This window comes from Shimia sp. NS0008-38b, from assembly GCF_040370365.1.
Classification (GTDB): Bacteria; Pseudomonadota; Alphaproteobacteria; order Rhodobacterales; family Rhodobacteraceae; genus Shimia.
Genome location: NZ_BAABWQ010000001.1, coordinates 1,169,261 through 1,196,061, shown reverse-complemented (window position 1 = coordinate 1,196,061; position 26,801 = coordinate 1,169,261). Strand labels below are relative to the sequence as shown.

Below are 26,801 nucleotides of genomic sequence, written 5' to 3'. Positions count from 1 at the left end.
CGAATTTTCCTTCGTGAAGGTTTCCCATTGGCATTGGATGAATTTGTTGGTGGTATTGTGCTATGAGCCGTCTCTCACGGTGGCCAATGCGAATGACATTTTTACCCGAACTCGCCATCTATGAGCAAACTAAATTGGCATCGGAGAAAAGGCTGATTTCTCTGCATTTTCTCCTATAGAATTGACCGGAAGTACAGTCGGACATTCACGCATAGGGGCAGTAGAGCCTCGGGCGACTTTCGATGTTATCAAGGTCTTGAAAGCCCAAAAGCCGAAAATACATCAATGTTTTTCAATAGGTTCAGCGAAGCCTTTCATGCCGGGTGGTCGCTTGTGAACGCAATACACGCTTGAAATATTATGTGGCCGATTGGATGAAGGGCTAGGGAGCAAAAGGCCCATGATGTCGCGGCAGCTTACCGCCCATACTGACCTTTGGTCAGTTTTCGACCAATGACAATTCTCGACCCGGAGTTAAAGACAATTGAATTATAATGCGGTTAGTTTCGGTTTGGACCCAGAGACTGACGTAGCCGAATTTCGGTCGTGAGCTCCAAGTTTTGCACCGTAAGGTCGCTTTTTTGGATCTGTATCAGCATATCAGCCGCACGTCTGCCCATTTCTCTATGTGGGACGTGCACCGTGGTGAGCGGCGGTTCCGCAAGTGTGGCGATCTCGATATCATCAAAACCTGTAACTGAGATATCGTCTGGAACGCGAATCCCCATTTCTTTTGCTGCTCGCAGCGCACCGACCGCAAGTACATCATTTACACACATCACAGCGGTGGTGTTCGGAGCGTCGGTCAACACCTGACGAAATGCACGTTCCCCACTTTCAATGCCATAGGGCGTTTCAATCACAAGTAAGTCATTTGGATTCAGTCCGACGCTGGCTTTGGCGTCTCGGATGCCTGCAACGCGTTCTCTAGCGCGATCGTTAGAGGCTGTTGGCGCTGAAATGCATGCGAGGTGCTTATGGCCATGGCGAATAACTTGCTTGGCAAGTTCTGTCATAGCAGCACGATTGTTGAAGCCGACTGCTGGGCGGTTCTCTTCAGGATTGAAAGACCAAGCAATGACTGTGGGAACTTTTTGCTTTGCGAGAAATGCATAGATGTCGGGAGCTCGATCATATCCAATTAGCAAAAGACCGTCCGCGCCACGAGCCACCAATGTACGCACCTGTTGCTCTTCAAGATCGGCATCGTAAGCGGAAGATGCGAGCAATAGCGTTTTTCCATGACGCACCAATTCTTCCTGGAAAGCTTGTAGCCCTCGCGCAAACACTGCGTTTTCCATAGTCGGAATTACAGCGGCAATGGTGTTCGTCTGGCGCGCCGCGAGCGCTTGTGCACCGAAATTTGGAGTATACGCCAAGTTTTGAACAGCTTGCATTACGCGTTCGCGGGTGTTCTTACCAACGCGTTCAGGAGAGTTTAGACAGCGGGAAACAGTTGCCGTGGACACATTTGCGTGTCGCGCCACGTCAGCAAGCGTCGGGATACCATCGTCATTCGTATTGTCTGTCATCGGTTTTCTTAGTGGCTCGGTTTCCAGCTAACGTATGTTAGCCAATGGTAAAAGTCTCAATTCCATACAGAGTTTATCACGCTCAAAATGTAAGCGCTTGCATAAAAAAATGTAAGCGCTTACATTTAGGCTCGACTCGGTTCGGGCCGTGGATAGGTGAGGGAGGTCACATGCCATACCTGATTGCAACAATACTTCTGATGGCGTTCGTTTTGAACGTTGTGATCGGCGCGACTACGAAGGCGCCTCCGGTCAATGTTGTCTGGGAAATGCTAATTTTAAGTGGAGCGGCGATTGCCTTCTCCATCGGTATTCTCCGTAGCGAGGCGAAAAGAAATTCAGAAGAAGAAAAGGCCTCGAAGTAGGCCGAGCGACGTCCAATCGGGAGGAAAACGCATGGACAAATCGAAACGTGAACTGAAGTCGGCTGAGCGTCGAAATTTTCTCAAGCTTACTGGCTCAGGAGCATTTACGGCTGCAATGGTTGCAGGTGCATCCGGAGTGTTGTGGTCCAGTGAAGCTTCGGCGCAAATGGCGGCCGAAGAACGCGATCGCGAAGCCGCTGCAGAATTCAAAATGACCCTTGCAACTGCCTACGTCATGGGAGCTTCCCGCAGCTATCCGATCATGCAGCTGGACTTGAAAGAAAACATCCAGAACATGACAAATGGCAAAGTCTACGTGAAGCTTGCGCCCGGCGGCCAGTTGGGGGCAGGGGGGGCACTAGCGCAGGCTGTACAGGGTGGAACGATTCAGTGCGCTCAACATTCCTTGGCGAACTTTGCGCCTTTCGCAAGCGTTGTGGACCTGATCAACCTTCCCTATTTCTGTGGCTCGAACCAACGTTTCACGAATTTGACTTCGTCGGATACCTGGAAATCGGAAGTCGATCCGAAGATTGCGGCATCTGGCTTTAAAGCGCTGATGTACATTGTGATTGACCCGCGCGTGGTCGCGGTTCGCAAAGGCGGAAGCGCCATTATTTCGCCAGGTGACATGTCTGGGGTGAAATTCCGCGTTCCCGGTTCCAAAATGCTGCAGCAATACTATGGTTTGGTTGGCGCGAACCCAACGCCCGTGGCCTGGGGCGAAACCCCATCCGCCATCCGGCAAGGTGTCGCGGACGCACTTGACCCCTCAGTAGGGGCACTTCATGTGTTTGGCTTTGGCGAAATTCTCAGCCACGTGACGTTCACGCAAGCTGTACCGGACAGCCAAGTCTATTCGGTCAATCTTGAATGGTTCGACAGCCTTCCAATGGATGTAAAAGAAGGTATCGAGTTCGCAGGAGAAGTCACTCAGCAACAGAACCTCTCGAAAGTGCCATCTGCGCGTTCCTACGCAATGTCGCAGTTGGTCCAGAATGGTGTGGAGTTCCATTCATTGTCTGACGATCAACTAGCTGAGTGGAAAGACGTCGGCGGCTACCAGCGTACCGAATGGGACAGTTTCAAGACTGAACTCGCCGGATCAATGGATACTTTTTCCAAGCTGGAAGAGGCAGCAGACACGCGTGCCAAATACTACGTACACGACGCCTAAATTAGCTTGGCCGGCGGTGACTTCTGTCGGCCAGTCTTCTTTCGTCCCAATTGAAACCGCAACAACCTGTCGCCTTGAGCGACTGAGGTGAGAAATCTATGTCTGAGCTCTTTAGAGCAATCGATAAAAACGCCGAGCGTTGGCTGCTGCTGGTCTTCTATGTCATGCTTGTTGGCACGATGTTTATCGAAGTGGTCCGCCGCGAGGTGTTCGCCTATTCATCCATATGGGGCGAAGAAATCGTCCGATATGCCTTTATCTATCTCGCGTGGATTGGTGCAGCCGCGGCAGTGAAAGAGCGCGGGCACATTCGCATTGATGTTCTGATGCACTACGTTCCGCAGCAAGTTAAATCGTTCCTGTATATCTTTGGCGATCTTGTCATGTTCATTGTGGCGCTTTTTGCGCTCTACTGGTCGTGGGAGACAGTTCATGTTTCCTGGACATTCGGGTCCGTTACACACGGGTTGCGGATTAGCCAGGTCTTTTTCCTCTTTGCGGTGCCGTTTGGTTTTGCCTTGGTGATCTTTCGACTGGTGCAATCATTCCTTCGCGATTTTGCTGACCTTCGAGCGGGCCGTCCCGTCTACGAAGGTGACAAACTGTTCGATTAAAGGAGGCCTCACACGATGATGTGGCAACAAATGGGTGCCCAAGCCCTCGAGTTGGGATGGGACTTTTATGCCTCCGTTATACTCTTTGTGGTCCTAATAGCACTGGCCGTGCCCGTTTGGGCTGCAATTGGCGCTGCAACGATAACGATGCTGCTCGTGTCTGGTGCATTGCCGCTAAGCCTCCTCGGTGAAAAGCTGTTTTCAGGTATCGATGCCTTTGCCTTGACCGCTGTGCCGCTGTTTATTCTGACGGGCGACGTTCTTGTCAGAACAGGTTTGAGCAGGAAATTTTTGGATGTAGCTGAAGCGCTCACCTGTTGGGCAAAGGGTGGGTTTGGATCCGCTACAGTACTGGTGTGTGGTATGTTTGCTGCAATCTCTGGATCTGACGCTGCGGGGGCGGCAGCGGTTGGCCGGATGACGATCGACAGACTGGTGGAGAGTGGCTATCCGCGCCCTTACGCTTGCGCCTTAGTGGCCGCGGGCGCCTGTACGGGTATTCTTATTCCACCGTCCATTGCTTACATCATCATCGGCCTCGTCTTGGGCATAGCTGTATCAACCCTTTTCCTCGCGGCACTGATCCCGGGACTTTTGATACTGACCGCCATTCTTGTGACAAACATTGTGATGAATCGTCTCAACCTTTGGGAAGGTGGCGGGGTTATGACCGCGGCTGAGTGGCGCGCGAACCTTTGGAAAACTGTGAAGTCTGGGTGGTATGCCTTTTTGGTGCCTGGCATTATTTTCTACGGTATTTTTTCGGGACGATTGACACCGACAGAAGCTGGTGCGGTTGCCGTTGTGGTTACTATCGCTATGGGCTTTCTTCTTGGAACACTGAGGCTCAGTGACTTCCCAGCTATGCTCGTGAGCTCCGCTAAAGTGAATGGTGTAATTTTGCCAATCATCGCCTTTTCCATACCGCTTGCAGAAGCGCTTGCAATCATTGGTGTGCCTCAGGGTTTCGTGGGAGCACTCACCTCAATGACGTCTAACGAATATATGTTGATCGCGATTATGGTTCTGATCCTTGTCGCTGCTGGCTGCGTCATGGAAACTACTCCTAATATCGTGATCCTCGCGCCAATACTCTATCCGCTGGCGCAAGAGATTGAGATGAACCAAATCCAGTTCTGTATCATGATGATTACGGCATTGGGGGTCGGCTTCATCACGCCGCCACTAGGGTTAAACCTGTTTGTGGTGTCAGGGATTACAGGCGAATCCATCCTTAAGATTGCCTATCGAGCAATCCCCTTCGTTTTTTTCATGCTGATTGTGACTTTGATGATCGCCTACATTCCGGCGTTTTCCACTTCACTTCTGCCTGATGTCTACCGCTAAGCCGCCGAAAGACGCGGTAAGAAAAGGACATGCAATATGACTCGTGAATACCTAAAGAATGCCACGCTGACCGCACGAAGCGGTGCGTCGGACGTCAGTGATATCGTTCAGGGAATATTGAACGACATCGAAGTGGGGGGTGATGCAAAGGCGCTGGAGTATGCTACCAAGTTTGACAAATATGAAGGCAGCGTGTTGCTCAGCGATGCTGAAATTCAAGCGGCCATTGCCGCCGTGCCAGAAAAGCTAAAGCGTGACATCGAGTTCAGCCACGGCAATGTCAAACGCTTTGCCGAGGCTCAAAAGGCGTCAATGACGGACATCGCGGTAGAAGTTGTGCCGGGGATGACCGCGGGTCAAAAGATGATCCCGGTTGACGCCGCTGGTTGCTATGTCCCGGGGGGACGCTACAGCCACATTGCAAGTGCAATCATGACCGTAACCACAGCAAAGGTCGCCGGATGTAAACACATCGTAGCGTGCTCACCACCCCGTCCTGGCGTCGGTGTTGCTCCGGCCATTGTCTATGCTGCGCATATCTGTGGCGCAGATAAAATTATGGCCATGGGGGGGGTGCAGGGAGTCGCCGCAATGACATTCGGACTATTTGGACTTCCCAAAGCCAACATACTTGTTGGCCCGGGAAATCAGTTTGTGGCCGAGGCCAAGCGCATCCTGTTTGGACGTGTCGGCATCGATATGATAGCTGGTCCGACCGACAGCCTTATCCTTGCGGACGCTTCCGCAGATCCGATGGTGGTTGCAACTGATCTCGTTGGACAAGCTGAACACGGCTACAATTCTCCGGTTTGGCTAGTGACAGACAATCGCGCTTTAGCCGAAGAAGTTATGCGATTGGTGCCGGTTCTTATTGTGGACCTGCCAGAAGTGAACCGTGAAAATGCGGCCGCCGCTTGGCGAGACTACGCCGAGGTTATCCTTTGTAGTGACCGAGTTGAGATGGCGGCGACATCTGACGACTACGCTCCGGAGCATTTGACGGTCATGGCCGAGGATCTTGATTGGTGGCTGGATCGGCTCACGTGCTATGGATCGCTCTTTCTTGGGGAAGAGACAACTGTGGCCTTTGGTGACAAAGCGTCGGGCACAAATCACGTGCTGCCCACAAGCAGAGCGGCAACTTATACGGGCGGTTTGAGCGTCCACAAATACATGAAGATCGTGACATGGCAGCGCTCGACCGCTGACGCAATGAAACCCATTGCACAAGCAACCGCACGGATTTCTCGCCTCGAAGGTATGGAAGCACATGCGCGGACTGCCGACATTCGGCTTGCCAAGTTCTTCCCGGGTGAAAACTTTGATTTGACTGCAGAAGATTGATCTAAGCCGTGACGCAACATACTAATCTCAAAGGACATGTAGCGCTTGTAACCGGAGCCAGTTCGGGCCTCGGGCGCCGCGCAGCCGAGGTCCTTGCCCAAGCTGGTGTTAATGTTGTCGGTGTGGCGCGCCGTGCAGCCGCTTTGGAAGAAAATGCACAGATTCATGCCCTGCCTTGGGATCTATCCGATCGCAACGAGTTGGGCGCCTTGGCCAAAGCGGCATCAGATCCATTCGGTCCGCCGGATATCTTGGTGCACGCGGCTGGGATCAACACCCGCGAGCCTGCGGATGAGTTGACGCCTGAAGGATGGGACATCACCCTCGAACTCAACCTGGCGGTCCCATTTTTTCTGTCCCAACACCTCGTGCCAAGCATGAAGGCCAAAGGATGGGGGCGGATAGTTAATTTTGCGTCGCTCCAGTCGAGCCGCGCTTTTCCGGGTGGTCTTAGCTATGGAGCTTCCAAGGGGGGCTTGGTGCAGCTCACACGAGCAATGGCTGAAGCCTGGTCTTCCAGCGGAGTCTGCGTAAATGCCATCGGTCCAGGCTTCTTCCGGACAGAGCTGACCGCAGCAGTTTTTGACGATCCTGAACGTGCTGCACGTAATGCGGCGCAAACCTGTGTGGGGAGAAACGGCGAACCAGAAGACATAGATGGTCCTTTGATGTTCTTTTGCTCTGATGCGTGCGCCTACGTGACCGGACAAGTGCTTATGGTCGATGGAGGGTTCACAGCAAAATGAAAGCACTTGTATATACAGGCGTTGAGACACTCGAATATCGCTCGGTCGCTGATCCGGTGGCGGAAAAGGGCGAAACTCTCGTGAGAATCGATAGCGTCGGGGTTTGTGGGTCCGACATGCATGCCTTCTTGGGGCACGATGACAGACGTCCTGCACCTTTGATCCTTGGTCACGAAGGCGCTGGAGTGACGTCTGACGGGCGGCGGGTGACAATCAACCCGCTTGTGACCGATCCCAAAAGCGCTGCAAGCCGCTCCGGTCGGGAAAACCTCTGTCCGTCAAGGCAAATCATTTCCATGCCCCCCCGTGAAGGCGCTTTTGCCGAACAGGTTGCTGTTCCCGAGAGCAATTTGGTTGAAATTCCGGACCATATCACGCTTGAGCAGGCCGCATTGGCAGAGCCGATCGCTGTCAGTTGGCACGCAGTGAGGTTGGGTCTTGCTGCCTTACATCCAACAGATATTCGGTGTGCGCATGTCATTGGGGGGGGGGCTATAGGTGTGGCCGCTGCGCTCTCGCTTAAGGCGATGGGGGCTGAGGGTGTCACTTTATCCGAACCCAACGCAGCCCGCGCTGCTTATCTGTGTGATACCTGTGGCATCGATGTTGTCGAGAAGCCGGAACAAAGTGTTCCCTTGGTCATTGATGCCGTTGGGTTTGCATCCACAAGGGCAACTGCATGTGAACTTGTGTGCCCTGGTGGTGTGATCCTTCACATCGGTCTTGGTAGCGCCGAGGGAGGACTGGATATTCGGCGTATCACGCTTCAGGAAATAACTCTTATTGGCACCTACACATATACAGCCCAAGACTTTCGCGACGCCTGTCGGGCGATGTTTGAAGGTCGTCTCGGAGCTCTCGATTGGTTTGAAACGCGGGAGCTTTCTGCTGGGTTTGCCGCTTTCGCTGAGCTTCGTTCAGGCAAAACGCACGCCCCCAAAATCATTCTTAAACCATGACGAAATCGGAGAACCAAATGTCAAACCCAGCACCGAATGAGATACCGCACCTGTTGGTGCACGAGGAGGCTGACAATGTCGGCGTTGTAGTGGTTGAAGGACTGACCGCAGGTACCGACATGCTCTGCTGTGTCACCCAAGATAATTCCACTTTCCGTCTGATAGCAGGTTCTGATGTCCCGATCGGTCACAAAATCGCACTCGTGGACCTTAAAGATGGCGGAACGGCCATCAAATACGGCGAGGACATAGGCAAAATTGTCGCTGACATTCCTAAAGGTGCCCACGTCCACACCCACAATTGCAAAACCAAACGCTGGTAAGGAGCCTCACATCATGGCATCGAAATATTCCAACATCACCTTCCAGGGCTATAGACGTGAAAATGGCCGCGTGGGGGTACGTAATCACGTGATCATTTTGCCGGTCGATGACATTTCGAACGCAGCGTGCGAGGCTGTGGCGAATAATGTTAAAGGCACCATGGCTCTCCCACATGCCTATGGTCGTTTACAGTTTGGCGAGGATCTGGAAACACATTTCCGCACGATTATTGGGACGGGGACCAACCCTAATGTACATTCGGTTGTCGTGATCGGAATTGAACCAGAGTGGACCAAACGCATTGCGGACGGTATCCGGATCACAGGCAAGGAGGTTGCAGAATTTTCCATTGAACAGAAGGGTGACTTCGAAACCATTCGGGCCGCGTCATGGGCCGCCAAAGACTTTGTACATAAGGCTACTGAAATTCAGCGTGAAGAGTGTTCAATCTCGGAACTTTGGGTTTCCACGAAATGTGGGGAGAGCGACACAACCACTGGTCTCGGTTCATGTCCGACAGTTGGCAACATGTACGATAAGCTGCTTCCTGAGGGGATTACGGGTTTCTTTGGAGAAACCTCAGAGATCACTGGCGCGGAGCACATCTGTCAGAAGCGTGCGATCAACGAGGAAGTCGGAGAGCGCTGGCTTAAGATGTGGAAGGCCTACCAAGATGACGTCATCTTTGCGCACCAGACAGATGATCTTAGTGATAGTCAGCCAACCAAAGGCAATATCCTCGGCGGTTTGACCACTATTGAAGAGAAGGCTCTTGGCAACCTTGAGAAAATCGGCCGTACATCACAATACATCGATATTCTTGAACCTGCTGAACAGCCAAATTCTGGAGAAGGCCTGTATTTCATGGACAGCTCGTCTGCAGCCGCGGAATGTGTCACTCTGATGGCTGCTGGCGGAGCTGTTATACACACTTTTCCAACTGGACAAGGCAACGTTGTTGGTAACCCGATTGTTCCCGTGATCAAGATTACCGCAAACCCGCGCACCGTGCGTACAATGGGTGAGCATGTCGACGTGGATGTTTCTGGCATTCTTCGTCGGGATCAAACAATCGACGAGGCAGGCGACGAGCTGATTGAGATGATCCGCCGGACTGCCAATGGCCGGAATACTGCTGCGGAAGCTCTGGGGCATCGGGAGTTCTCGATGACCAAGCTGTACCGCAGCGCCTAGAAACATTTTGGGCGGCCCGCTTCTTTCTATATGGGCCGTCCTTGTCCTGAACTGAGGTATATATGATTGACATGGTTCGGCCTTTTCTCTCAGCGACCACAGCACTTTTAACAGCGGTTTTTAGAGAGATTGGCGCCTCTGACTTGGTGAACTCATGTATCTTAAGTGCGCTTGCCATCGCGGAGCGCGAGCGACAATTTGTTGATTGGTTCAACCCGGTCTCATACCAAGTAGCACAAAAATACAGCGTCAAGATCGATAAGGATGCCAAACCAGTACTTGAGCGCCGGACACTCTCAGCGCTCCATGTAAAGGCTGTTCCCGAATTGTCCTACGAGACAACGTTGGGGGCAGCGGGTCTGTTCGCCGAATGTCGTCGTAAGGCTATCGGGCTTGCAAAAAACGACAATTTGAATGTTCCGATATACTTTTGCAAACAGCTTCACTTTTTCGGAGGCTTCCAGCCTCCTGAGACACTTTTGGCTGAGTGTGGAGCGTGACCATGGATATATCAAAGCAGCTCGCCATGTTCCAACGCCTGGTATCAGGCATTGTGGTTGCCTGGATCATTGCGTTGCCGCGTCTTCGCGGAAGTTTTGACATGATGCCGACATTGGACCGCGTTTTCCGGCTACCATTCCGCTTTGAATTCCTTGCAGTTGGTTCTGTAGTCATCTGCTGGGCACCGGCGGCCATAGCTGTTGCCGCGATCGCGTCACAATTTTCCAAATCCGGAGCGCCTGTTTTTTTCGCCGTCGTTGGTGGCATGCTGTCGTGGACGGTAGCCACTACAACCCACGCGAGCTTGAGCTTGGTTAGGGGCTTTAGCAATCAATTGGCTGGCATCTATTTGAGGACCGCAGATTTTGACGAGAACCAAGTTGGTGGTGCCGGGTTGTCCCTTTCACCAGCAGACGTAGACACAGTGGCTTCGGGTCACTGTGCTCGTTGCGATAGCGCTTTTGTTCTTCCCATTGATAAGACCTCAACCTTCTAAGGAGACCTCCCATGTACAAGTCTATTTTGATCCCCGTCGCGATCGACCATGAAAAGTTGGTCAAAGAAAAAATCGCGACCGCGCGGAAGGTTCTCACACCTGGTGGAAAAATTACGCTTCTCACTGTACTTGAACAGATTCCGGGTTTTACCGCGGAGTTTGTAACTGTGAAATCCGAAAACCATCTGACTGACAAAATGATGGGTACATTGAAATCGCTTGCCGGAGACGACGGCAGTGTTAATTGCGAAATTACTACAGGAAAACCTGGTATACGCATCACCGAAGTCGCTCGCGAGATTGGTGCGGATTTGATTATTGTCGGCGCGCACCATCCCTCCGCAAAAGATTACTTTCTCGGGTCGACCGCAGCCCGGGTTTCCCGACGAGCTGTGTGTTCTGTGTTGGTTCAACGTAGCTAGTAAGACTGATCAGATGGGCTCGTAAGGATGGCAAAGGTACGGAAATCAGCGCGCAACTCCCGTAACGAGAGATTTGCAGAGAGGAGTGGACAAGGGGATGTGGCGTCGCTGTCGGATCAACCCTATGACGGACGCCGGCTGTCTTACTCCGGTACATTCACAAATCCTGTGCGGCAGCGTGCCATTCTAGGGATAGAACTTGCAAGGGCCAGCTCGAGCTAGTTGCGTAAGATCCGGCGTTTTGAAAAATTGGGGGTTCCTCACGTGCAGAGGTTTTGGGCAAAAGCCCTGAATGTTATCGGGATTGATATCGAACCCCCTGAAAAGGAAATAGATCGTATCCCAAAATCTGGCCCGGTTGTCGTAACAGCAAATCACCCACATGGCATGGTTTTGGCGGGACTCATCGGCCGGGTTCGTACAGACTACAAAACTCTCACATACTCGCTGTTAACAGGTGTCGGCGAGATTGACGAATTCATGATCCCTGTTCCTTTCTCGCAGGAGCCTGCCGCGTTGGAAAAGAGTTTGAAAATGCGTAGGTGCGACATGACGCACGTGAAAATGGTGGGGTTATCGCACTGTTTCCTTCGGGCATGGTGTCTTCATCAGACAGATGGTTCGGCCCGGTGATAGAGAAGCCATGGAGTGCATTTATGGCCAAGATGATCCATCTGTCCAACGTCACGGTGCTGCCTTTCCGGGATAAAACAGTCGAGCTTATCAGATAGCGAGCTGCACCTCTCAGCCACTGCGGCAAGGTTTGTTGCTTTACGAAGTGAAACACGCACTCAACAAGCCGCAACGCCCCTACGTCGGTCATCAAATCGATCCGGCAGTTATCGAGCGGTGGGCTGACGATCCGATGGGGTTGGTACACTTGCTTCGAACGGTTGCGCTTCAATTAGGCGCACAAGATAGTTTGACTGAGCGAGGTACATAAAAATGTTTCATTGCAAGAAAGTGGCTCTAAGAGTGGCCCGTTTTCCGGCCGGAAGTGATGTTAGACTACAGCGGCAACTTGGTTGAGGCAGTCGTGGGACACAATTGCGACCCTATCGCTGCAATGGTCCGCCCAGTCTTCAACTGCCGCGGTCGGATGAGCCGCTTTCAGCTCAATGAGGCATCCGGGGGAGCATTTCACTGAGAACGGTTGACACCTGAAAGTAGGAGATCGATGCAGACTGCACATTGAAGGGAGGCATTTGGACGCGATCTCTGACATCTTGCTAGGGGGAATAGCTAAAGAAAGAGAATGACTTAGCACCCGTTTTAGGGCGTGCGATCGTTTCGGTCACAGTTTGTGCATCACCCCGTAGAGAGAGGACGAAATGATCAAGCTTTGCATCACCAATCAATATCAAATCGTTCAATGACCGCCTGTACCTCTGCGTTGGTCAATTGGCGAGGTTGCATTCCGCGAGTGAGCAAAGCCAGCTTCGCCGTTTCTTCGAGTTCTTCCATGGCAAATGTGGCTGCCCACAGGTCCTTGGCTGCCACAACCGGTCCGTGATTTGCCAAGAGAACCGCTGATCGTTTGCCCGCCAAGCCTCGGACGGCCTCCCCCATACCGGCATCACCGGGTAGGAAAAAAGGCAAAAGTTTGACCTTGCCCAACCGCATCAGGCCATAGGGCGTGAGCGGCGGCAACACGTTGTCAGGGTCAGTGTCTGGTAACATGGACAAGGCCACGGAATGGCTAGAATGCAAGTGCACCACCGCGCCTGTACCGCTGCGGGTGTCATAGAAGGCAGAGTGTAGCGGGATTTCCTTAGTTGGCTTGTCACCGCCGAGATGCCGAAAGTTCGCGTCCATTAGGCTGATTTGAGATGGGTCGAGAAATCCCATTGAACTGCCTGTGGGCGTTACAAGATACCTACCATCACTCAAGCGCAAAGAAATATTGCCGGAAGCGCCGCAGGTCAGGCCCCGTTCAAACATCGATTTGGCGATTTGACAAATGTCTTCACGGGCTTTGGTTTCTTCGGTCATGCGGTACGCTCCATCATAGAAAGAGCTGTGACAAAGAAATCTTCTGTTCCGAAGTTGCCTGATTTAAGAGCAAGCGCAAGCGGCTTGTCTACCATCCGTACAGCTGGCACGCCGGGCGCAATGCGCGGACCAATACTCAGTGCTCGTGCGTTCAGCCCGTTCACAACCGCGCCTGAAGTTTCGCCCCCAGCCACAATCATTCTAGTTACGCCACGTTCGCTCAATAGCGCAGCCAACTCTGAGAACAGTGTTTCAATCGCCTGTGCCGCCTTTTCAGGCCCAAACTTATGCTGTGCTGCCCGAATTTCTTCGGGATCTGCTGAAGAGAACACCAAAGGAACCTTGACTTGGTCAAGTACCCATTCGGTAAGGTGCTGCGCAGTTATTTCTCCAGAGACAACCGCTTCAGCACTGACTTCAAAAGCAGGATTGTTACGCTGATAGAACGACACTTGAGCGCGGGTTGCGCGCGAACAGGAGCCAGAGAGTATCACCCCGGGCCCTTGGAAAGACGGCCACTTCGAGGTCGTTGGCACGACGTCGAAGTTGGCCGGGAGGCCCAGCGCGATACCAGAGCCACCACATATCAGGGGCTGTCCCTTTACTGCCTTTCCGATTTCTATCAAGTCGGCATCATGAATAGCATCCACAATCACCATAGCGGGGCCAGGGGGAAGAGCAGCACGGATATGCTGAGCACCTTGTGTTACAATTTGAGTAGGTACGTGGCCGATTTCCCAGCTGCTCTGTGCACTCAGCACGCGGCGCAGATCGGGATCTCGCATGGGGGTCAAAGGGTGATCTTGCATGCCGCACTCGTTGAGCAACACATCTTGAACAAACAGGTGACCTTGATACACGCTTCGCCCGTTTTCTGGAAACGCAGGTGACGTTACAATGTGCTTTGCACCGGTGCGTTTGGCCAAGGCCTCTAGGACCGGTCCAATATTGCCTTCCGGAGTGCTGTCAAAGGTGGAGCAGACCTTCAATACGATCTGCTCCGCTCCTTGGGCAAGGAGCCATTCGCAGGCAGCCAAACTATCGGCCACGGCTTCATCGACAGGTGCTGTGCGCGACTTGAGTGCAACAACCCCTGCATCCAGTTCAGCATCCGCTTTGTCCTCTGGAACACCAATGAACTGTGTGACAGACATACCGGCCTCAGCAAGGGTTAAGGCGATGTCGGACGCCCCGGTGAAATCGTCGGCAATTACTCCAAGTTTCATCTAGAAAGTTCCCTTTTCGGCCCGAGGTCTAGGCGACAGATGTGACGGGCCAGCTCTTGCGGAAATATATCCCGCACCAATGGATCGTGACCTGGAATGATCAGATCTGGCCGAGAGGCGAGAGAATGTAGTCTGCCAAAGCCGTTCATCATGTCCTGAAGGTCGACCACTATCGGAAACGGTTTGCGGGCCTGAAAGTTCTCATAAAAATGGGCGGCGTCTGACGCCAGGACCATCCAGCCCACTTGTGTTCGCACGCGCACTGCCTGCAATCCTCTAGAATGCCCACCGATACAGTGCACTGACACCCCGTCGGCAACTTGGCTGTCGCCGTCGTGGAAGGTCAGTTTGCCCCGGTAAAGGCGTGTAACAGCTTCGCAGATATGAACAGCCGTAAAGGGCGCACGTATGGTGTCGTGACACATGCAAGGGCCGGTGGCAAAGGCCATCTCTGCGGTTTGCAAATGCAGATGTGCGTTGGGAAACAATGCCAGTCCGCCAGCATGGTCATAGTGCAGGTGTGTGACGATGATTTGGTTAATTTCGTCGGGTTTTAGCCCAAATGGCTCCAAGGCTTCCCTTGGATCCAAACGAATTGGACGGCCCCGCAATGTGGCCTCTTCGCTGTCATATCCAGTGTCCACGAGGATCACACGATCGCCATCCCTCAACAACCACATGTAGTAATCCATGGCGTGCGGGGCATCATGGTTGTCATCAAAGATAAAGCTATCCGCGCGAGTGCGGGCGTTGCGATCGGCATATTTGATGGCGTGAACACGCCAAGTTCCTGTGGGGGCAGTCATTGTACAGCCTCTTCAAAAATCCGAACTTCCTTGTGTGCAATCATATCTGTCACGGTTGCGTCAAATGCCTTGAAATGGCTTGAAGAAAGATGCCGCTGAAACGCCTCGGCACTTTCATAGACTTCGTACAGAAACACCTCCGAAGAATCCTGCCAAACGTCAAAAGTCCGGCAACCAAGCTCTTCCTTAAGAGACGTTGCAGCGTTGTCCCGCATTAAGGGCAGAAAACTGTCTAAGTGTTCCGGCTTGATCCGGAAGGTAACGATGACTGCATACATCAGGCTTCCTTTCTCGATTTGAACGACAACCTTCGGCGTAACGCCGGTATCTGAGCAGCAACCAGCGTAATGTTGAGCATAAGTAACACAGCTGCGCCGGGGCGAGATAGAAAGACACCTAAGCTGCCGTCCGACAAAAAGAGGGATCTGCGTAGCGTTTCATCAAACAAGCTGCCTAGGATGACGCCGATGACCAGCGGGGCTATGGGATACTTCATCAGGTTCATAAAGTAGGCTACAAATCCGACACCCAACATCAGGTAGAGATCATTTATTCCGCCGCCGACGCTAAAGGAGCCGATTGCGGTCAGTACCATAACCACTGGTAAGAAGACTGTTTGCGGAATGCGCAAAATCTTCACAAATATCCGCGCAGTGAACAGACCAAGAATGAACATCGTCAGGGACGCAAGCACCAGAATTGCGACGACGCGCAGAATGATTGCCGGATCAATTGTTGGTCCAGGGATTACGTTGTTGATCTTGAACGCCCCCATTAGCGCCGCAGCCGGAGGTGATCCTGGTATACCTAAAACCAACAGTGGTATCAGTGCGCCGCCAATACAGGCATTGTTGGCTGTCTCAGAGGATAGCAAACCATCGATAGAGCCTTTACCAAATTGGCCAGCTTCTTTGGAGACGGATTTGCTGACACCGTAGGACACCCAACCAGCGACGTCCTCACCCACGCCGGGAAGCGCACCTACGCCAGTGCCGATGACGCCAGATCGAGCGATTGTGGGCATGTAATGTCGGATGGTTTTCATGTTGGGCAGGATGCGGCCCTGCAACGCAACCATTTTGCCGATCTCGGCGTGTCTTAACCCCTCCATGATCTGGGGCACGGCAAAAGCGCCCATCAACACGGGGACAACCTGAAAGCCCGAAAGCAAATAAGGCCAGCCAAATGTATAGCGCGGTTCCGACAGCAGCGGATCCAAGCCGACCATTGCCATCGCCAGACCAATTAGGCCGGAAATCCATCCTTTGATCACCAGATCCTCACTCATCAGCGTACCGGATAACAAAATACCGAAAAGTGCCAGCAATGCCTTCTCCGGGCTGGCGATATTTTGAGAAACTAGCAAAAGCACCCAGACAAATATCAACAAGGCAAATGTACCGATAAGTGTGCCAATAAAACTAGCTGTGGTGATCAAACCCAACGCTTCGCCCCCACGACCAGCTTTTGCCAGTGGGTGGCCGTCCATTGCGGTGGCAGCACTTGCAGCAGTCCCCGGAATGTTGAGAAGAATCGACGGGTAGGATCCTCCGTAAATTGCCCCGACATAGGCCCCAAGCAGAGCAATCAGCGAATAGTCCAATGGAATTTTGTTGCCGAAAAACCCAGTCAAGATTGTGACGGCCAAGGTCGCTGTGAGCCCTGGAAGAGCCCCGAACGTGATGCCAAGGAAGACTGATACGATTAAATATGCATATGTAAGCGGGTCGGCGACGAGCGCGACAAACGCGCTGCCAAAGCCCGCCAGTTGAGAAAAAACAAACTCCATCTTAGCGGCTCCACAACGGTTTTAGAGAGACGTAATAGTGGTATTCGATTTGTTTGAATATCAATCCGCCGCGATTGGGGACGTTCTGGCGAAAGCCGAAAGCCATGGCGAGAACCAACACAAGCGGCACTAGGACTGACAAGATGGGTGTGGCCCGAGCAATTTTGTCCCTTGGGCTTCGAGACACCGCCACCACAGCCAAAACCGCCCAAGTAAACAACGTGACCCAGTCATCAAAATGCAAGGCCCACTCGCTGCGCGGCAAATGGGCAAACAATGCATATCCGCCCGCTGTCGCAACTGCGGCGGAAGACAAAACCATGCGTTTCTGTTGGCCACCGTGGAAGCCGAATATTAACGCGGTGATCAAAAGGCCCGAACACAGGATGAAATCTACCCGAGGCACAAGGCCCACAATGTAGAAGAACATTATAAGTCCAAGGGTTGAGAAACGGATCGCTTCAGCTTGGTCCCAACCCAAACCTGCTGCAGAAAATGCTAAACGTGCACCGCCGCTTTTGACTGAAATGCCCAGCAAAACCAACGATAGGGTAAGCAAACCCGTGAAGATGCCAAATGGCACAAGCGCGGCCGAGTTATACCAGTCGCCGCCGGTCACGCCGCCTCGGTTTTCGCCGAATAACGGTATGTAGGAAGTGCGCCAAAGGAAGAAAATTGACAGCGTGCCAAGAGTTACCGCTCCCCAGAAGTCTCGTGCGCGCAAGACTGCGATATCGTCAGAAGAATTCAATGTTGCCTCCGGTGTAGTGCTCCCAAGAGCCAAGAAGGGGCAAGCGAAAATCTTGCCCCATGCAGTTTGTGCGAGATCGCCTTAGGGTTTTTTGATCCCAAGAGAGGCTGGATCTACCGTCGTCGCTCCAAGGTCTTTCATCGTGTAGGCGAAGTTGGCTTCGAGCGTTTCAAAGATCTTGCTGGCGTCAGATCCATGCTGACCGCCGACATCGTACTTGTTCGCTGCTGCCCACTCCGCCACGGCGTCGCCCGCAATAGCCTTTTCAAACGCAGTTCCAAGCGCGATTTTGACGTCGTCGCTTGTAGAGTTATGAACGGCAAAACCAATGGCTTGCTTAAGCGGCAAGTACTTGTCTAAGCCTTCGTAGATATCAAATGCTGAGGGTACTGAAACGCCAGCGATTTCGGCTTCATCCTCGGTAAGCATGGCCAGAGGTTTCAACTTGCCTCCTTCAATCAATGCGGCCTGCTCTGCAAGCGAAGTCACAACCAGCGCAACTTCACCAGCCAAGGCTGCTTCTTGTCCGGGGGCGGAACCTTTGTACGGGACAAATTTGAATTGGGCTCCTGCTCCGTTTTCAATCGCAAGCAAGTTTAGGTGATGAATAGAACCCGCACCTGACGCGGCCGCGGGAATTGTACCTGGCGCTGCCTTTGCGGCGTCAATGAGATCTGTCAAAGAGTTGTAGGGGCTGTTTGCTGGGACTGAGATCAAATCAGGTGAACCGCCAACAATGAACGGATACCAGAAATCAAATTTCTTGTCCCAACCACCCTGAACGGCTGCGGTAACATTGGATTCTGACAAACCAACCAGCGTGTAGCCATCATCTGGCTGGTTCATCACGTACACCATGCCGTTAGAACCAGCGACACCGCCAGTTTTGTTCGTAACATTGATTGAGACCGGAAGGTGCTTTTCCATTTCGGCCATGATCATGCGGTTGATCGTATCGGTTCCGCCACCGGCGCCCCAAACCACGGCAGTTGTAATGTCACGGTATGGATAATCTTGCGCCAACGCGGAACCGGAAAAAAATCCAGCAGCTCCAGTCGCCAGCGCTGCCACACCTGCAAGCTTTGCAAAATTGAGTTTCATTTCGTGTCCTCCCAGACTCATCGCGATTATTGTTGCATATATTTGCGTATGCATTAATGAATGCATTGTCAAATTTTTAAATGGCTTGAGGCAGGAAAATCTGTCAAAGAAGCTACTGAAAGGAACGCGTGCCCATGTCAAAAACGATCGAGATTGCTGTGTTTTCAGGCGATGGTATCGGCCCTGAAATCACTGAGCCGACAGTAAAAATTCTGCGTAAACTCTCGGAGCGTGCGTCTAGTTACATCCTCGGCTTTACAGATGTTCCCGCTGGCGCGGACCACTATGCTCGAACCGGCGAATCTCTCCCGCACGCATCACTCGAAATCGCTCGGCGCTCTGATGCGATTCTTTTATCCGCGATGGGCTTGCCAAACGTGCGCTATGCTGATGGGACGGAAATTTCACCCCAAATCGAATTGCGCAAAGCGCTTACCCTTTTTGCCGGCGTTCGCCCTGTCACCGTTCGTGCCGGTCAGAACACGCCACTGAAAATGCCTGAGGGAAAAGAAATCGATTTTGTGCTCGTTCGAGAAAGCACTGAGGGGCTGTTCCATACTCAGGGTTGCGGGGAAGTGACCGAAAATGAAGCGCGAGAGACATTGCTGATTACACGCGCAATCTCGGAAAAATTATTTAAGTTCACATTTGATTTGGCGCATCAACGCAAGTTGGCTGGGCGTGGGCCCGGGCGTGTGACCTGTGTTGACAAAGCTAATGTGTTTCGTGCCTTTGCTTTTTTTCGAGAGATTTTCGATGCCGAGGCCAAAAAACACCCAACGCTTACTGCTGATCATGCATATGTCGATGCAACTGCACTTTGGATGGTGCAGAAGCCATGGGACTTTGACGTTCTCGTCACTGAAAACATGTTTGGCGACATTCTGTCAGACCTTGGCGCTGGATTGATGGGTGGGCTTGGTTTGGCACCATCTGCCGACATTGGGTTGGACCACGCTGTTTTCCAACCTTGTCATGGTTCTGCGCCAGACATAGCGGGGCAAGGGGTAGCAAACCCGTTTGCTATGATTCTGTCCGCCGCAATGATGCTTGATTGGCTTGGTTTCGAGAACGAAAGTCCCGAAATGCGCGCTGACGGCCAAAGGCTGCGTGAGGCTGTGGAACAGGTCGTAGCCCAAGGTGCCACTATAACGCGGGACTTGGGGGGGACTGCCAGCACGCAAGCGGCTGCGGAGGCTGTTGAGGTTCTAATGAGCTTAGAGGAGGCCTAGAATGGCGGCCTCTTCACCAATTAGGGTTGCCTGTATCGGCGCAGGATATTTCAGTCAGTTTCACTATGGCAGCTGGGCGCGGATAGATGATGCTATTCTGGTCGGCTCTTGTAGTCGAGACATTGAAAAGGCTCGGGAGACCGGTTTGCCCGCCTACGACAACCTCGAAAAAATGCTAAACGAAACATCGCCGGACGTATTGGATATCATTCTTCCTCCTGTTGTCCACGCTGAGAGCATTCGTACGGCGCTTGATTGTGGCGTTAAAACCCTAGTCTGCCAAAAACCCTTCTGCCAGTCATTGGAAGAGGCTCGTGAAATGGCGATGCTTGCGGATTCCGCAGGTGCCAGAGTTGTCGTACATGAGAACTTTCGGTTCCAACCTTGGTATCGAGAGATGAAGCGTGTTTTGGACCGCGGCGAAATCGGTAATGTGCAGCAACTGACGTTTCGTTTGCGACCAGGCGATGGGCAGGGGCGAGATGCCTATCTGGCACGCCAGCCCTACTTTCGCGAAATGAAACGATTTTTGGTGCATGAAACGGCGATTCATTGGGTAGATACATTTCGATACCTTTTAGGTGACCCGGTGTCTGTCTACGCAGACTTAAGACAGGTGAACCCGGCGATTGCAGGTGAAGATGCAGGGTACATATTAAGTGAACATCATGGAGGAGTGCGCTCTCTATTTGATGGCAACAGAACTTTGGATCACAGCGCAGATAACCATCGATGCACAATGGGAGAGGGACTACTGGAAGGTTCAGAAGGAACTCTGTCCCTCCGAGGTGACGGATCCCTATGGTTGCGTCGATTTGGATCTAGACAGGAATCTTGCCTATTAGAACCAAATGCATGCCCTGGATTTGGTGGCGATTGCGTCCACCACTTGCAGTCCCATGTCATTTCTGGCCTTCTTGGCGAACAAACAATTGAAAACGAGGCGCGGAGTTATCTGAAAGTTATAGAGATAGAAACTGCCATTTACGCCTCTTCACAGACTGGCCAGAAACTCAAGTTGGAATAGAATTGAAATCCGCCCAAACCAAACCCCCCTCAAACACGCAACGCGCCTTTCATTCACTTCGTGATATGATCTTCGCAGGGGAATTGGCCCCGGGATCCGATCACTTGGAAAGCGAGTTGGCGGTACGACTAGGTGTCTCTCGAACTCCGGTGCGCGAGGCTGCGCTGATGCTGGAAAGCCAGGGTTTGTTGGAGCTACGCCCCCGCAAAGGGGTTCGAATACTTCCAATTTCACCAGAAGACATGGCTGAGATTTATGATGTACTTACTGAACTCGAAAGCCTCGCGGCGCGGTGTGCGGCAGAGCTTTCACTTGACGATAGCCAGCTTGCACCTTTGGCGACCGCCATCGATGACATGGATCGCGCCCTTGATGCAAGCGACTTGGAAAGCTGGGCCAAGGCGGATGACCGGTTTCATGGTGAGCTTGTTCATCTCAGCAGCAACTCGCGGGTGATTTCGATTTTTGAAATGATGAGTGATCAAGTGCGGCGCGCTAGAAAAGTGACGCTCTTTATGCGTCCCATGCCCGTCAAGTCAAACGAGGACCACCGCGAAGTGTTTGAGGCAATCCGCTCTGGCGATGCGAATCTCGCTGTGTCACTTCATAGAGCGCACCGCCAGAACGCCAAGAAAATGATAGTTGATCTATTAAAGAAGCATCGTCTTTTGAATGTCTGATCTTGTCGGTGTTTGCGTTTTGGGATCTTCGCCCTTCCTTTAGACTAAGACAGATTTTGGACGCCCTTTAGGAACACAATTTGGCGGCGCATTTTGACAATCAAAGAACCCGTGGTTCTATTGTTGAGTGCATGGACAAAGAACTCGCTTGTTTGTTCAGCGACCATTGGTACGCACCGTAGAAAAAATTCGCATTCCGCCGGAAGTTCCTGAAGTTGCATTGGGGCGCATGGTGTCTACGAATGCACAATTGGTTTAAGGCGGTTGACTGCGTTTTCACCAGAACTACATAATAATATCAAGTAGATATCCGTCGATCTTGGGAGGCCTTTCGCGTAGTGAATTTGCCCCTGAATGCGCAACATTAGAAAGTGGAAACGCACTACGGTACAAGAATAAAAGGTCCCGAGCTAAATCGGTCATGCAAGCGTGGTCGACACTAAAACAAGAAAGATGAGGTGCAACCAAGCCTGTACATTTTAGAAAAGGGCTCGTCGATTTCTGAGTTGGATTGAAGCAATACCAGCGCAAAGTACGTGCCGTTTATAGGCGTGTCTGTCTTTGGAGCGAGAGTTCTATAATTCGTGAGGCGAAGACAGTCTAAAACTAACGGCTTCTGCCAGATGCGAACGGTGTACCATGTCGCTGCCCTCCAAATCCGCGATGGTTCGCGCCACGCGCAGCACTCTGTGGTATCCGCGTGCGGACAGTCCAAATCGTTCAGCGACTTTCGTCAGAAGAGTACGGCCCTCGTCGTCTGGCATAGCATATGTTTGCAACAGTTCTCCTTGCATGTCTGCGTTTGCCCGCGTGTCAGCGTCTTTGCCAAAGCGTGCGTGCTGGCGTTGGCGAGCTTGGGCGACACGCGCTGCGACAGTTGACGACGTTTCGCCATCGTTCGGCAGGTCCAGATCCTGATAGGCCACTGGGGGAACCTCGATACGTAGATCAAGTCGATCCAGCAGTGGGCCTGAGAGGCGTCCAAGATAGTCGTTGCCGCAGTCGGGCACTCGTGCACAGGCCTGAGCCGCGTCAAACATATGCCCGCAGCGACATGGGTTTGCAGCTGCAATCAGCATGAATTTGCAAGGGTAGGTGACGTGAGCATTTGCCCGGGCGATCATGACCTGTCCGGTTTCTATCGGTTGGCGCAACGTCTCTAGCACAGGGCGCGAAAATTCAGGCAACTCATCCATAAACAGCACTCCATTGTGTGCGAGGGAAATTTCACCCGGTTTCGCACGACGACCGCCGCCAACAATGGCGGGCATCGATGCGGTGTGATGGGGCTCGCGAAAAGGACGGCTGCGTGAAATGCCACCTTGATCCAGAAGCCCGGCGATAGAATGGATCATTGAGGTTTCCAATGCCTCGGCGGGCGTAAGTGGAGGCAAAATTGTAGGCAGGCGGGCGGCGAGCATGGATTTTCCAGAGCCAGGAGGGCCAACCATAAAGAGATGATGCCGGCCTGCAGCGGCGATTTCCAAGGCACGTTTGGCTCGTTCTTGGCCTTTGACATCTCGTAGATCTAGCGCGCTGACAGGGGCGAGAACCTCCCCTGGTTCAGAGGGGGCAAGAGGTGACTGGCCGGTGTAGTGCCGCACCACATCTGCCAGCGATGCAGCGCCAATGACTTGTGTGGCTGCGACCCACGCTGCTTCTGGGCCGCTTGCGGCAGGGCAAAGCAAGTTGCGCTCAGTTTCGGCTGCACTCATCGCGGCGGGGAGTGCGCCGGTGACACCAACCAGCGAGCCATCTAGCGAGAGTTCGCCTAAGCTTACAGTGCTTTCAGAGGCGTCCTCTGGGATTATCCCAATAGCTGCCAGAAGCGCGACTGCGATGGGCAAATCGAAGTGGCTGCCTTCCTTGGGGAGGTCTGCAGGTGATAAGTTGATGGTGATACGTTTGGAGGGCAATGCTATCGCCATGGTTGCCAGTGCGGATCTCACCCGATCTCGGGCTTCTGACACAGCTTTGTCCGGCAAACCGACTATCGAAAACGCTGGCAGCCCCGGCGTCACTGCGCATTGTACCTCGACTTGATGGGCTTCCACCCCTTCAAAAGCGACCGTATAGGCGCGTGTCACCATGGCAAAACCCCGCCACCAAACTGATTAACAATTGTTAACTATGGTAGACGAGGCTTGGTTAGTGAAAGGTTAACAGCTTTACAGCAACGCCATAAATGCGGGCCAAGCTTCTGGGTCAGCCACAGTCTTATCGCGGCAAAAAGCGTTGCACATACCAAATGTACGACCGTCGATTTCCATCAGATGGGTCACTGAGACGCCAGAGTAGGGACACACGGCATTTTCGGCTGTGCCACTGTCGATGGCTTTGGCTGTGTGTGCTTTGGGGCCGGGCCAAGCACGTGTGGGATAGTCTTTGGCGTACCATGGCAGGGTGGCACCATGCACCATACCCATTGCACGCCAGCGGCGGAACGCCGGATCGGAGAGATGGGTATTTACATAGTCTTGGGCGATCTTTCCGACAGGCAGATTGTAGCCTGCGATACGTGCGGCGACAGGCGCATAAAAGGCATCCGCGGCGCTGTAGTCGCCACAGAGCCATGGGCCAGCACTGCCGTAGGTGTTGCGGGCATGTTCCCAAATGGTTTCAAGCCGTTGAATGTCTTTCAACAGCGCCTCAGACGGTTTGCAATCTGAATAGGAAAGACGCAGGTTCATCGGGCAGTCGTTGCGCAATGTCATAAAGCCGGAGTGCATTTCTGCCGCCAAATTTCGAGCCGTTGCGCGAGCCGCGGGTGCAAGGGGCCAAAGACCCGCATCGGGATGGCGGCTGGCCAGCTCTTCGGCAATTGCGAGGCTGTCAGACAGGATCGCGCCATCTGGCGTGACGACAGTGGGCACCGTGCGGGCAGGGGCGATCTTGGCGAGTTGCTCGGCCACCGATTGGTCGGAGAAATCCACCAGCGTTGTGTCGCGGGCGATACCGAATTTTTCAAACAAAAGCCAGCCGCGCAGCGACCAGGAGGAATAGGCGTAATCGCCGAGGTACAAATCATAGGTCATAGCAACAGCCTAGCATGCGCAAATTCATCATCAAAACGAAACAAATTGATGAAATTCATCACAATATTTGATTTATTGCTTTCACTGTCCATTTGCTGTCGTGGATTTTTATCGAAGTAACGGATAGGTTTTCTATGCGGTGGCCAAAGGCTTCTTCGGCAGTCAACTGTTGGGCACGTTGGATCTGTGTAAGGATCACACCAAAATGCACCACCACAATCAATTTGGCACCGCGATGCGTTGTGATCAAGCGGTCAATTGCACGATCTACGCGCTTGGAGACCTCGTTCCAGCTTTCTCCGTTTGGTGGGCGTACATCACCCGGGGTTTCCCAATAGGCGCGGATATGATCAGGGTCTTCTGCTTCGATTTCAGCGAAGCTTTTGAGTTCCCAGTCACCAAAGTGAATTTCGCGCAATTCAGGATCGTGTGGCAAGCGCGTGCGATGCTGCTGCACGGCGTCCGCTGTCGCAATGCAGCGCTGTAAATCGGAACTGATGACAATGCCGTCTTCCGGCAGATGGTTAGACAAGCGCGCCAATTGGGCGGTGTCAGAGAGGTCGGCAGGCAGATCGGACCAGCCGACCATGGTTTTGGCGTGGGTTGGCCCATGGCGCACCAAATGCAACTCGGTCATGGCAGCGCTCCCTTCAACACTATTGGCAGGCCTGCAACCACAAGCACAGCGAGATTAGCCTGTGCCGCGAGCACTTGATTGAGCGCGCCTTGGGCATCGCGGAACCGCCGCGCCAGAGCATTGTCGGGCACCACGTCAAGGCCCACTTCGTTTGAGACAATGACAACACGTGCTGGGCAGGCAGCCAGTGATTCTAGCAGGGCCTCCTGCGCCGCGGGAAGCTCTGATTCAGCAAGTATTTGATTTGTCAGCCACATTGTGGCGCAATCAAGAAGAACCACAGCGTCTGCAGGGAGATCAACCAGCACGTTTGCCGTGTTCATAGGTGCTTCAATTGTGTGCCAGTCGGGGCCGCGTTGATTGAGATGCTTTTGAACCTTGATTTCCATTTCGGCATCAAAAGTTTGCGCGGTGGCAATGTAGATACGCGGGGCATTGGTGGCCATCACAAGCTGTTCGGCGAAGGCTGATTTTCCGGATGCGGCGCCCCCGAGAATAAGGCTCTGCTTTGGCAGCATGTAATGTCCCTTTGCACGTGTTGCGGGGAACACTGCGGGAATTGGACGGACAGGGCAAGCGAGAATGAAATCGCCTCGCCAATGGGTTGCATCCGCACAGGAGGAGCGTAAGTGTTGCGCTATGAAAAAGATGTTTCTTTCGCTGCTTTGTGCAGCCCTCATGCCCGCAAGCGCCGGTTTGGCGCAGGGATTGGATTTCGACGTTCTACGCGGCGTGGATGTGGTGTTTTTGGGAGAGGTACATGACAACCCTCACCATCACGACAACCAGGCGCGTGCGGTTGTCGTGCTCGGTCCTAGCGCTTTGGTGTTTGAAATGCTCTTGCCGGAGCAGGCCGAAAAAGTGACGCCGGAGCTTTTGGATGACGCGGAGGCGCTGGAAGCAGCACTGTCGTGGAACGACAGTGGTTGGCCAGATTTTTCAATGTATTATCCGATTTTTGCGACCTCAGAAGGGATGCGAATCTATGGTGCGCAGGTGCCGCGTGATGTTGCGCGGGAGGCGATTATGAGTGGTGACCTAACAAGCACATTGGATGGCGAGGCCGGGCAATATGGGCTGACGTTGCCATTGGCTTTGGCGGAGCAAGACGCGCGAGAGGCGTTGCAAATGGCAGCGCATTGCGATGCTTTGCCGGCAGAAATGTTGCCCGGCATGGTAACCGCTCAGCGGCTTCGTGACGCGCGATTGGCGCAGGCGGTGGTGCAGGCAATGCGAGAGACTGGTGGCCCCGTGGCCGTGATCACCGGCAACGGCCATGCCCGCACAGATTGGGGGGCGCCGTCGCTGTTGCCCGCGGAAATTACATCACTCTCGTTTGGGCAATTTGAGGATGAGCCGGAGGCCGGTACGCCTTTTGATTTGTATGTGGCCACCGAAGCGGTTGATCGAGATGACCCCTGTGCTGCGTTCAAATAGGCGCCTTGGACATCGTCATGTCGGGTCGCGGGTTGTTTCGGAGACCTGCACAGCATAACTTTGGACA

29 protein-coding genes are annotated in these 26,801 nt (G+C 53.0%); 17 read left to right on the top strand and 12 right to left on the bottom strand.

The window, feature by feature from the left end; genetic code table 11:
- Nucleotides 1–500: 500 nt before the first annotated feature.
- Nucleotides 501–1,532: a LacI family DNA-binding transcriptional regulator gene (locus ABWV47_RS05830; protein WP_353309394.1), complete on the bottom strand. Its 1,032-nt coding sequence runs from the start codon at nucleotides 1,530–1,532 to the stop codon at nucleotides 501–503.
- Between the two features lie 170 nt (nucleotides 1,533–1,702).
- On the opposite strand from ABWV47_RS05830, the gene ABWV47_RS05825 reads away from it, so the two are divergent.
- The 13 genes from ABWV47_RS05825 to ABWV47_RS05765 all read left to right on the top strand — a co-directional run bounded on the left by ABWV47_RS05825 (nucleotide 1,703) and on the right by ABWV47_RS05765 (nucleotide 11,654).
- A complete protein-coding gene (locus ABWV47_RS05825; RefSeq protein ID WP_353309391.1) occupies nucleotides 1,703–1,897 on the top strand; it encodes a hypothetical protein in 195 nt (64 codons plus the stop codon).
- Nucleotides 1,898–1,928: 31 nt separating this feature from the next.
- Nucleotides 1,929–3,074, top strand: coding sequence for a TRAP transporter substrate-binding protein (locus tag ABWV47_RS05820; protein ID WP_353309388.1), 1,146 nt, complete (start codon nucleotides 1,929–1,931; stop codon nucleotides 3,072–3,074).
- 98 nt (nucleotides 3,075–3,172) lie between these two features.
- Nucleotides 3,173–3,688 carry a TRAP transporter small permease gene (locus tag ABWV47_RS05815; protein ID WP_353309386.1) on the top strand — a complete coding sequence of 172 codons (516 nt, stop codon included), beginning with the start codon at nucleotides 3,173–3,175 and terminating at the stop codon, nucleotides 3,686–3,688.
- 15 nt (nucleotides 3,689–3,703) lie between these two features.
- Nucleotides 3,704–5,035, top strand: a complete 1,332-nt coding sequence (locus ABWV47_RS05810) for a TRAP transporter large permease (RefSeq protein WP_353309383.1) — start codon at nucleotides 3,704–3,706, stop codon at nucleotides 5,033–5,035.
- A 36-nt stretch (nucleotides 5,036–5,071) separates the two neighbouring features.
- The gene (gene hisD, locus ABWV47_RS05805) at nucleotides 5,072–6,379 is read left to right on the top strand and encodes a histidinol dehydrogenase (RefSeq protein ID WP_353309381.1); all 1,308 of its coding nucleotides are present in this window, start codon (nucleotides 5,072–5,074) and stop codon (nucleotides 6,377–6,379) included.
- Nucleotides 6,380–6,387: 8 nt separating this feature from the next.
- Complete coding sequence (locus ABWV47_RS05800; RefSeq protein WP_353309378.1) at nucleotides 6,388–7,125, top strand: SDR family NAD(P)-dependent oxidoreductase; 738 nt, start codon at nucleotides 6,388–6,390, stop codon at nucleotides 7,123–7,125.
- Nucleotides 7,122–8,084: a zinc-dependent alcohol dehydrogenase gene (locus tag ABWV47_RS05795; RefSeq protein ID WP_353309376.1), complete on the top strand. Its 963-nt coding sequence runs from the start codon at nucleotides 7,122–7,124 to the stop codon at nucleotides 8,082–8,084. Before ABWV47_RS05800 ends, ABWV47_RS05795 begins: the two co-directional genes overlap by 4 nt.
- Before the next feature lie 17 nt (nucleotides 8,085–8,101).
- Complete coding sequence (locus ABWV47_RS05790) at nucleotides 8,102–8,407, top strand: UxaA family hydrolase (protein WP_353309373.1); 306 nt, start codon at nucleotides 8,102–8,104, stop codon at nucleotides 8,405–8,407.
- A gap of 13 nt (nucleotides 8,408–8,420) precedes the next feature.
- Entirely contained in the window at nucleotides 8,421–9,602 is a 1,182-nt protein-coding gene (locus ABWV47_RS05785; protein ID WP_353309371.1) for a UxaA family hydrolase, read from the top strand.
- 62 nt (nucleotides 9,603–9,664) lie between these two features.
- Nucleotides 9,665–10,102, top strand: coding sequence for a hypothetical protein (locus ABWV47_RS05780; RefSeq protein ID WP_353309368.1), 438 nt, complete (start codon nucleotides 9,665–9,667; stop codon nucleotides 10,100–10,102).
- A complete protein-coding gene (locus tag ABWV47_RS05775; RefSeq protein ID WP_353309365.1) occupies nucleotides 10,090–10,599 on the top strand; it encodes a hypothetical protein in 510 nt (169 codons plus the stop codon). Before ABWV47_RS05780 ends, ABWV47_RS05775 begins: the two co-directional genes overlap by 13 nt.
- An 11-nt stretch (nucleotides 10,600–10,610) precedes the next feature.
- Nucleotides 10,611–11,021: a universal stress protein gene (locus ABWV47_RS05770; protein ID WP_353309363.1), complete on the top strand. Its 411-nt coding sequence runs from the start codon at nucleotides 10,611–10,613 to the stop codon at nucleotides 11,019–11,021.
- Nucleotides 11,022–11,243: 222 nt separating this feature from the next.
- Nucleotides 11,244–11,654, top strand: coding sequence for a lysophospholipid acyltransferase family protein (locus tag ABWV47_RS05765; RefSeq protein ID WP_353309361.1), 411 nt, complete (start codon nucleotides 11,244–11,246; stop codon nucleotides 11,652–11,654).
- A 714-nt stretch (nucleotides 11,655–12,368) separates the two neighbouring features.
- Here ABWV47_RS05765 and otnC read toward each other — a convergent pair.
- The 7 genes from otnC to ABWV47_RS05730 all read right to left on the bottom strand — a co-directional run bounded on the left by otnC (nucleotide 12,369) and on the right by ABWV47_RS05730 (nucleotide 18,827).
- The gene (gene otnC, locus ABWV47_RS05760) at nucleotides 12,369–13,013 is read right to left on the bottom strand and encodes a 3-oxo-tetronate 4-phosphate decarboxylase (protein ID WP_353309358.1); all 645 of its coding nucleotides are present in this window, start codon (nucleotides 13,011–13,013) and stop codon (nucleotides 12,369–12,371) included.
- Nucleotides 13,010–14,239: a 3-oxo-tetronate kinase gene (otnK, locus tag ABWV47_RS05755; protein WP_353309355.1), complete on the bottom strand. Its 1,230-nt coding sequence runs from the start codon at nucleotides 14,237–14,239 to the stop codon at nucleotides 13,010–13,012. Before otnK ends, otnC begins: the two co-directional genes overlap by 4 nt.
- Entirely contained in the window at nucleotides 14,236–15,045 is an 810-nt protein-coding gene (locus ABWV47_RS05750; RefSeq protein WP_353309352.1) for an N-acyl homoserine lactonase family protein, read from the bottom strand. Before ABWV47_RS05750 ends, otnK begins: the two co-directional genes overlap by 4 nt.
- Nucleotides 15,042–15,323 (bottom strand): putative quinol monooxygenase, encoded by a 282-nt coding sequence (locus ABWV47_RS05745; protein ID WP_353309350.1) that lies wholly within the window; start codon nucleotides 15,321–15,323, stop codon nucleotides 15,042–15,044. Before ABWV47_RS05745 ends, ABWV47_RS05750 begins: the two co-directional genes overlap by 4 nt.
- On the bottom strand, nucleotides 15,323–16,834 hold the full coding sequence (locus ABWV47_RS05740; RefSeq protein ID WP_353309347.1) for a tripartite tricarboxylate transporter permease: 1,512 nt from the start codon (nucleotides 16,832–16,834) through the stop codon (nucleotides 15,323–15,325). Before ABWV47_RS05740 ends, ABWV47_RS05745 begins: the two co-directional genes overlap by 1 nt.
- Before the next feature lies 1 nt (nucleotide 16,835).
- Complete coding sequence (locus tag ABWV47_RS05735) at nucleotides 16,836–17,585, bottom strand: hypothetical protein (protein ID WP_353309344.1); 750 nt, start codon at nucleotides 17,583–17,585, stop codon at nucleotides 16,836–16,838.
- Nucleotides 17,586–17,666: 81 nt separating this feature from the next.
- Nucleotides 17,667–18,827 carry a Bug family tripartite tricarboxylate transporter substrate binding protein gene (locus ABWV47_RS05730; RefSeq protein ID WP_353309341.1) on the bottom strand — a complete coding sequence of 387 codons (1,161 nt, stop codon included), beginning with the start codon at nucleotides 18,825–18,827 and terminating at the stop codon, nucleotides 17,667–17,669.
- Here ABWV47_RS05730 and ABWV47_RS05725 point away from each other — a divergent pair.
- Genes ABWV47_RS05725 through ABWV47_RS05715 form a run of 3 tightly spaced genes read left to right on the top strand, consistent with a single transcriptional unit; the run spans nucleotide 18,821 to nucleotide 21,625 of the window.
- Nucleotides 18,821–19,918: an isocitrate/isopropylmalate dehydrogenase family protein gene (locus tag ABWV47_RS05725; protein WP_353309338.1), complete on the top strand. Its 1,098-nt coding sequence runs from the start codon at nucleotides 18,821–18,823 to the stop codon at nucleotides 19,916–19,918. The genes ABWV47_RS05730 and ABWV47_RS05725 overlap by 7 nt on opposite strands.
- A gap of 1 nt (nucleotide 19,919) precedes the next feature.
- Nucleotides 19,920–20,945 carry a Gfo/Idh/MocA family protein gene (locus tag ABWV47_RS05720; RefSeq protein ID WP_353309335.1) on the top strand — a complete coding sequence of 342 codons (1,026 nt, stop codon included), beginning with the start codon at nucleotides 19,920–19,922 and terminating at the stop codon, nucleotides 20,943–20,945.
- Between the two features lie 2 nt (nucleotides 20,946–20,947).
- Nucleotides 20,948–21,625, top strand: coding sequence for a GntR family transcriptional regulator (locus tag ABWV47_RS05715; protein ID WP_353309332.1), 678 nt, complete (start codon nucleotides 20,948–20,950; stop codon nucleotides 21,623–21,625).
- A 575-nt stretch (nucleotides 21,626–22,200) separates the two neighbouring features.
- Here the strand turns inward: ABWV47_RS05715 and ABWV47_RS05710 are convergent.
- From ABWV47_RS05710 to cobU, 4 genes are all read right to left on the bottom strand, one after another.
- Complete coding sequence (locus tag ABWV47_RS05710; protein ID WP_353309330.1) at nucleotides 22,201–23,715, bottom strand: YifB family Mg chelatase-like AAA ATPase; 1,515 nt, start codon at nucleotides 23,713–23,715, stop codon at nucleotides 22,201–22,203.
- Nucleotides 23,716–23,793: 78 nt separating this feature from the next.
- Nucleotides 23,794–24,660, bottom strand: a complete 867-nt coding sequence (locus tag ABWV47_RS05705) for a glutathione S-transferase (RefSeq protein WP_353309328.1) — start codon at nucleotides 24,658–24,660, stop codon at nucleotides 23,794–23,796.
- 58 nt (nucleotides 24,661–24,718) lie between these two features.
- Nucleotides 24,719–25,297 carry a histidine phosphatase family protein gene (locus ABWV47_RS05700; protein WP_353309325.1) on the bottom strand — a complete coding sequence of 193 codons (579 nt, stop codon included), beginning with the start codon at nucleotides 25,295–25,297 and terminating at the stop codon, nucleotides 24,719–24,721.
- Entirely contained in the window at nucleotides 25,294–25,815 is a 522-nt protein-coding gene (gene cobU / locus ABWV47_RS05695; RefSeq protein WP_353309323.1) for a bifunctional adenosylcobinamide kinase/adenosylcobinamide-phosphate guanylyltransferase, read from the bottom strand. Before cobU ends, ABWV47_RS05700 begins: the two co-directional genes overlap by 4 nt.
- A 121-nt stretch (nucleotides 25,816–25,936) precedes the next feature.
- Here cobU and ABWV47_RS05690 point away from each other — a divergent pair, with 121 nt between their 5' ends.
- Nucleotides 25,937–26,734 carry a ChaN family lipoprotein gene (locus ABWV47_RS05690; RefSeq protein WP_353309320.1) on the top strand — a complete coding sequence of 266 codons (798 nt, stop codon included), beginning with the start codon at nucleotides 25,937–25,939 and terminating at the stop codon, nucleotides 26,732–26,734.
- Nucleotides 26,735–26,801: the final 67 nt, after the last annotated feature.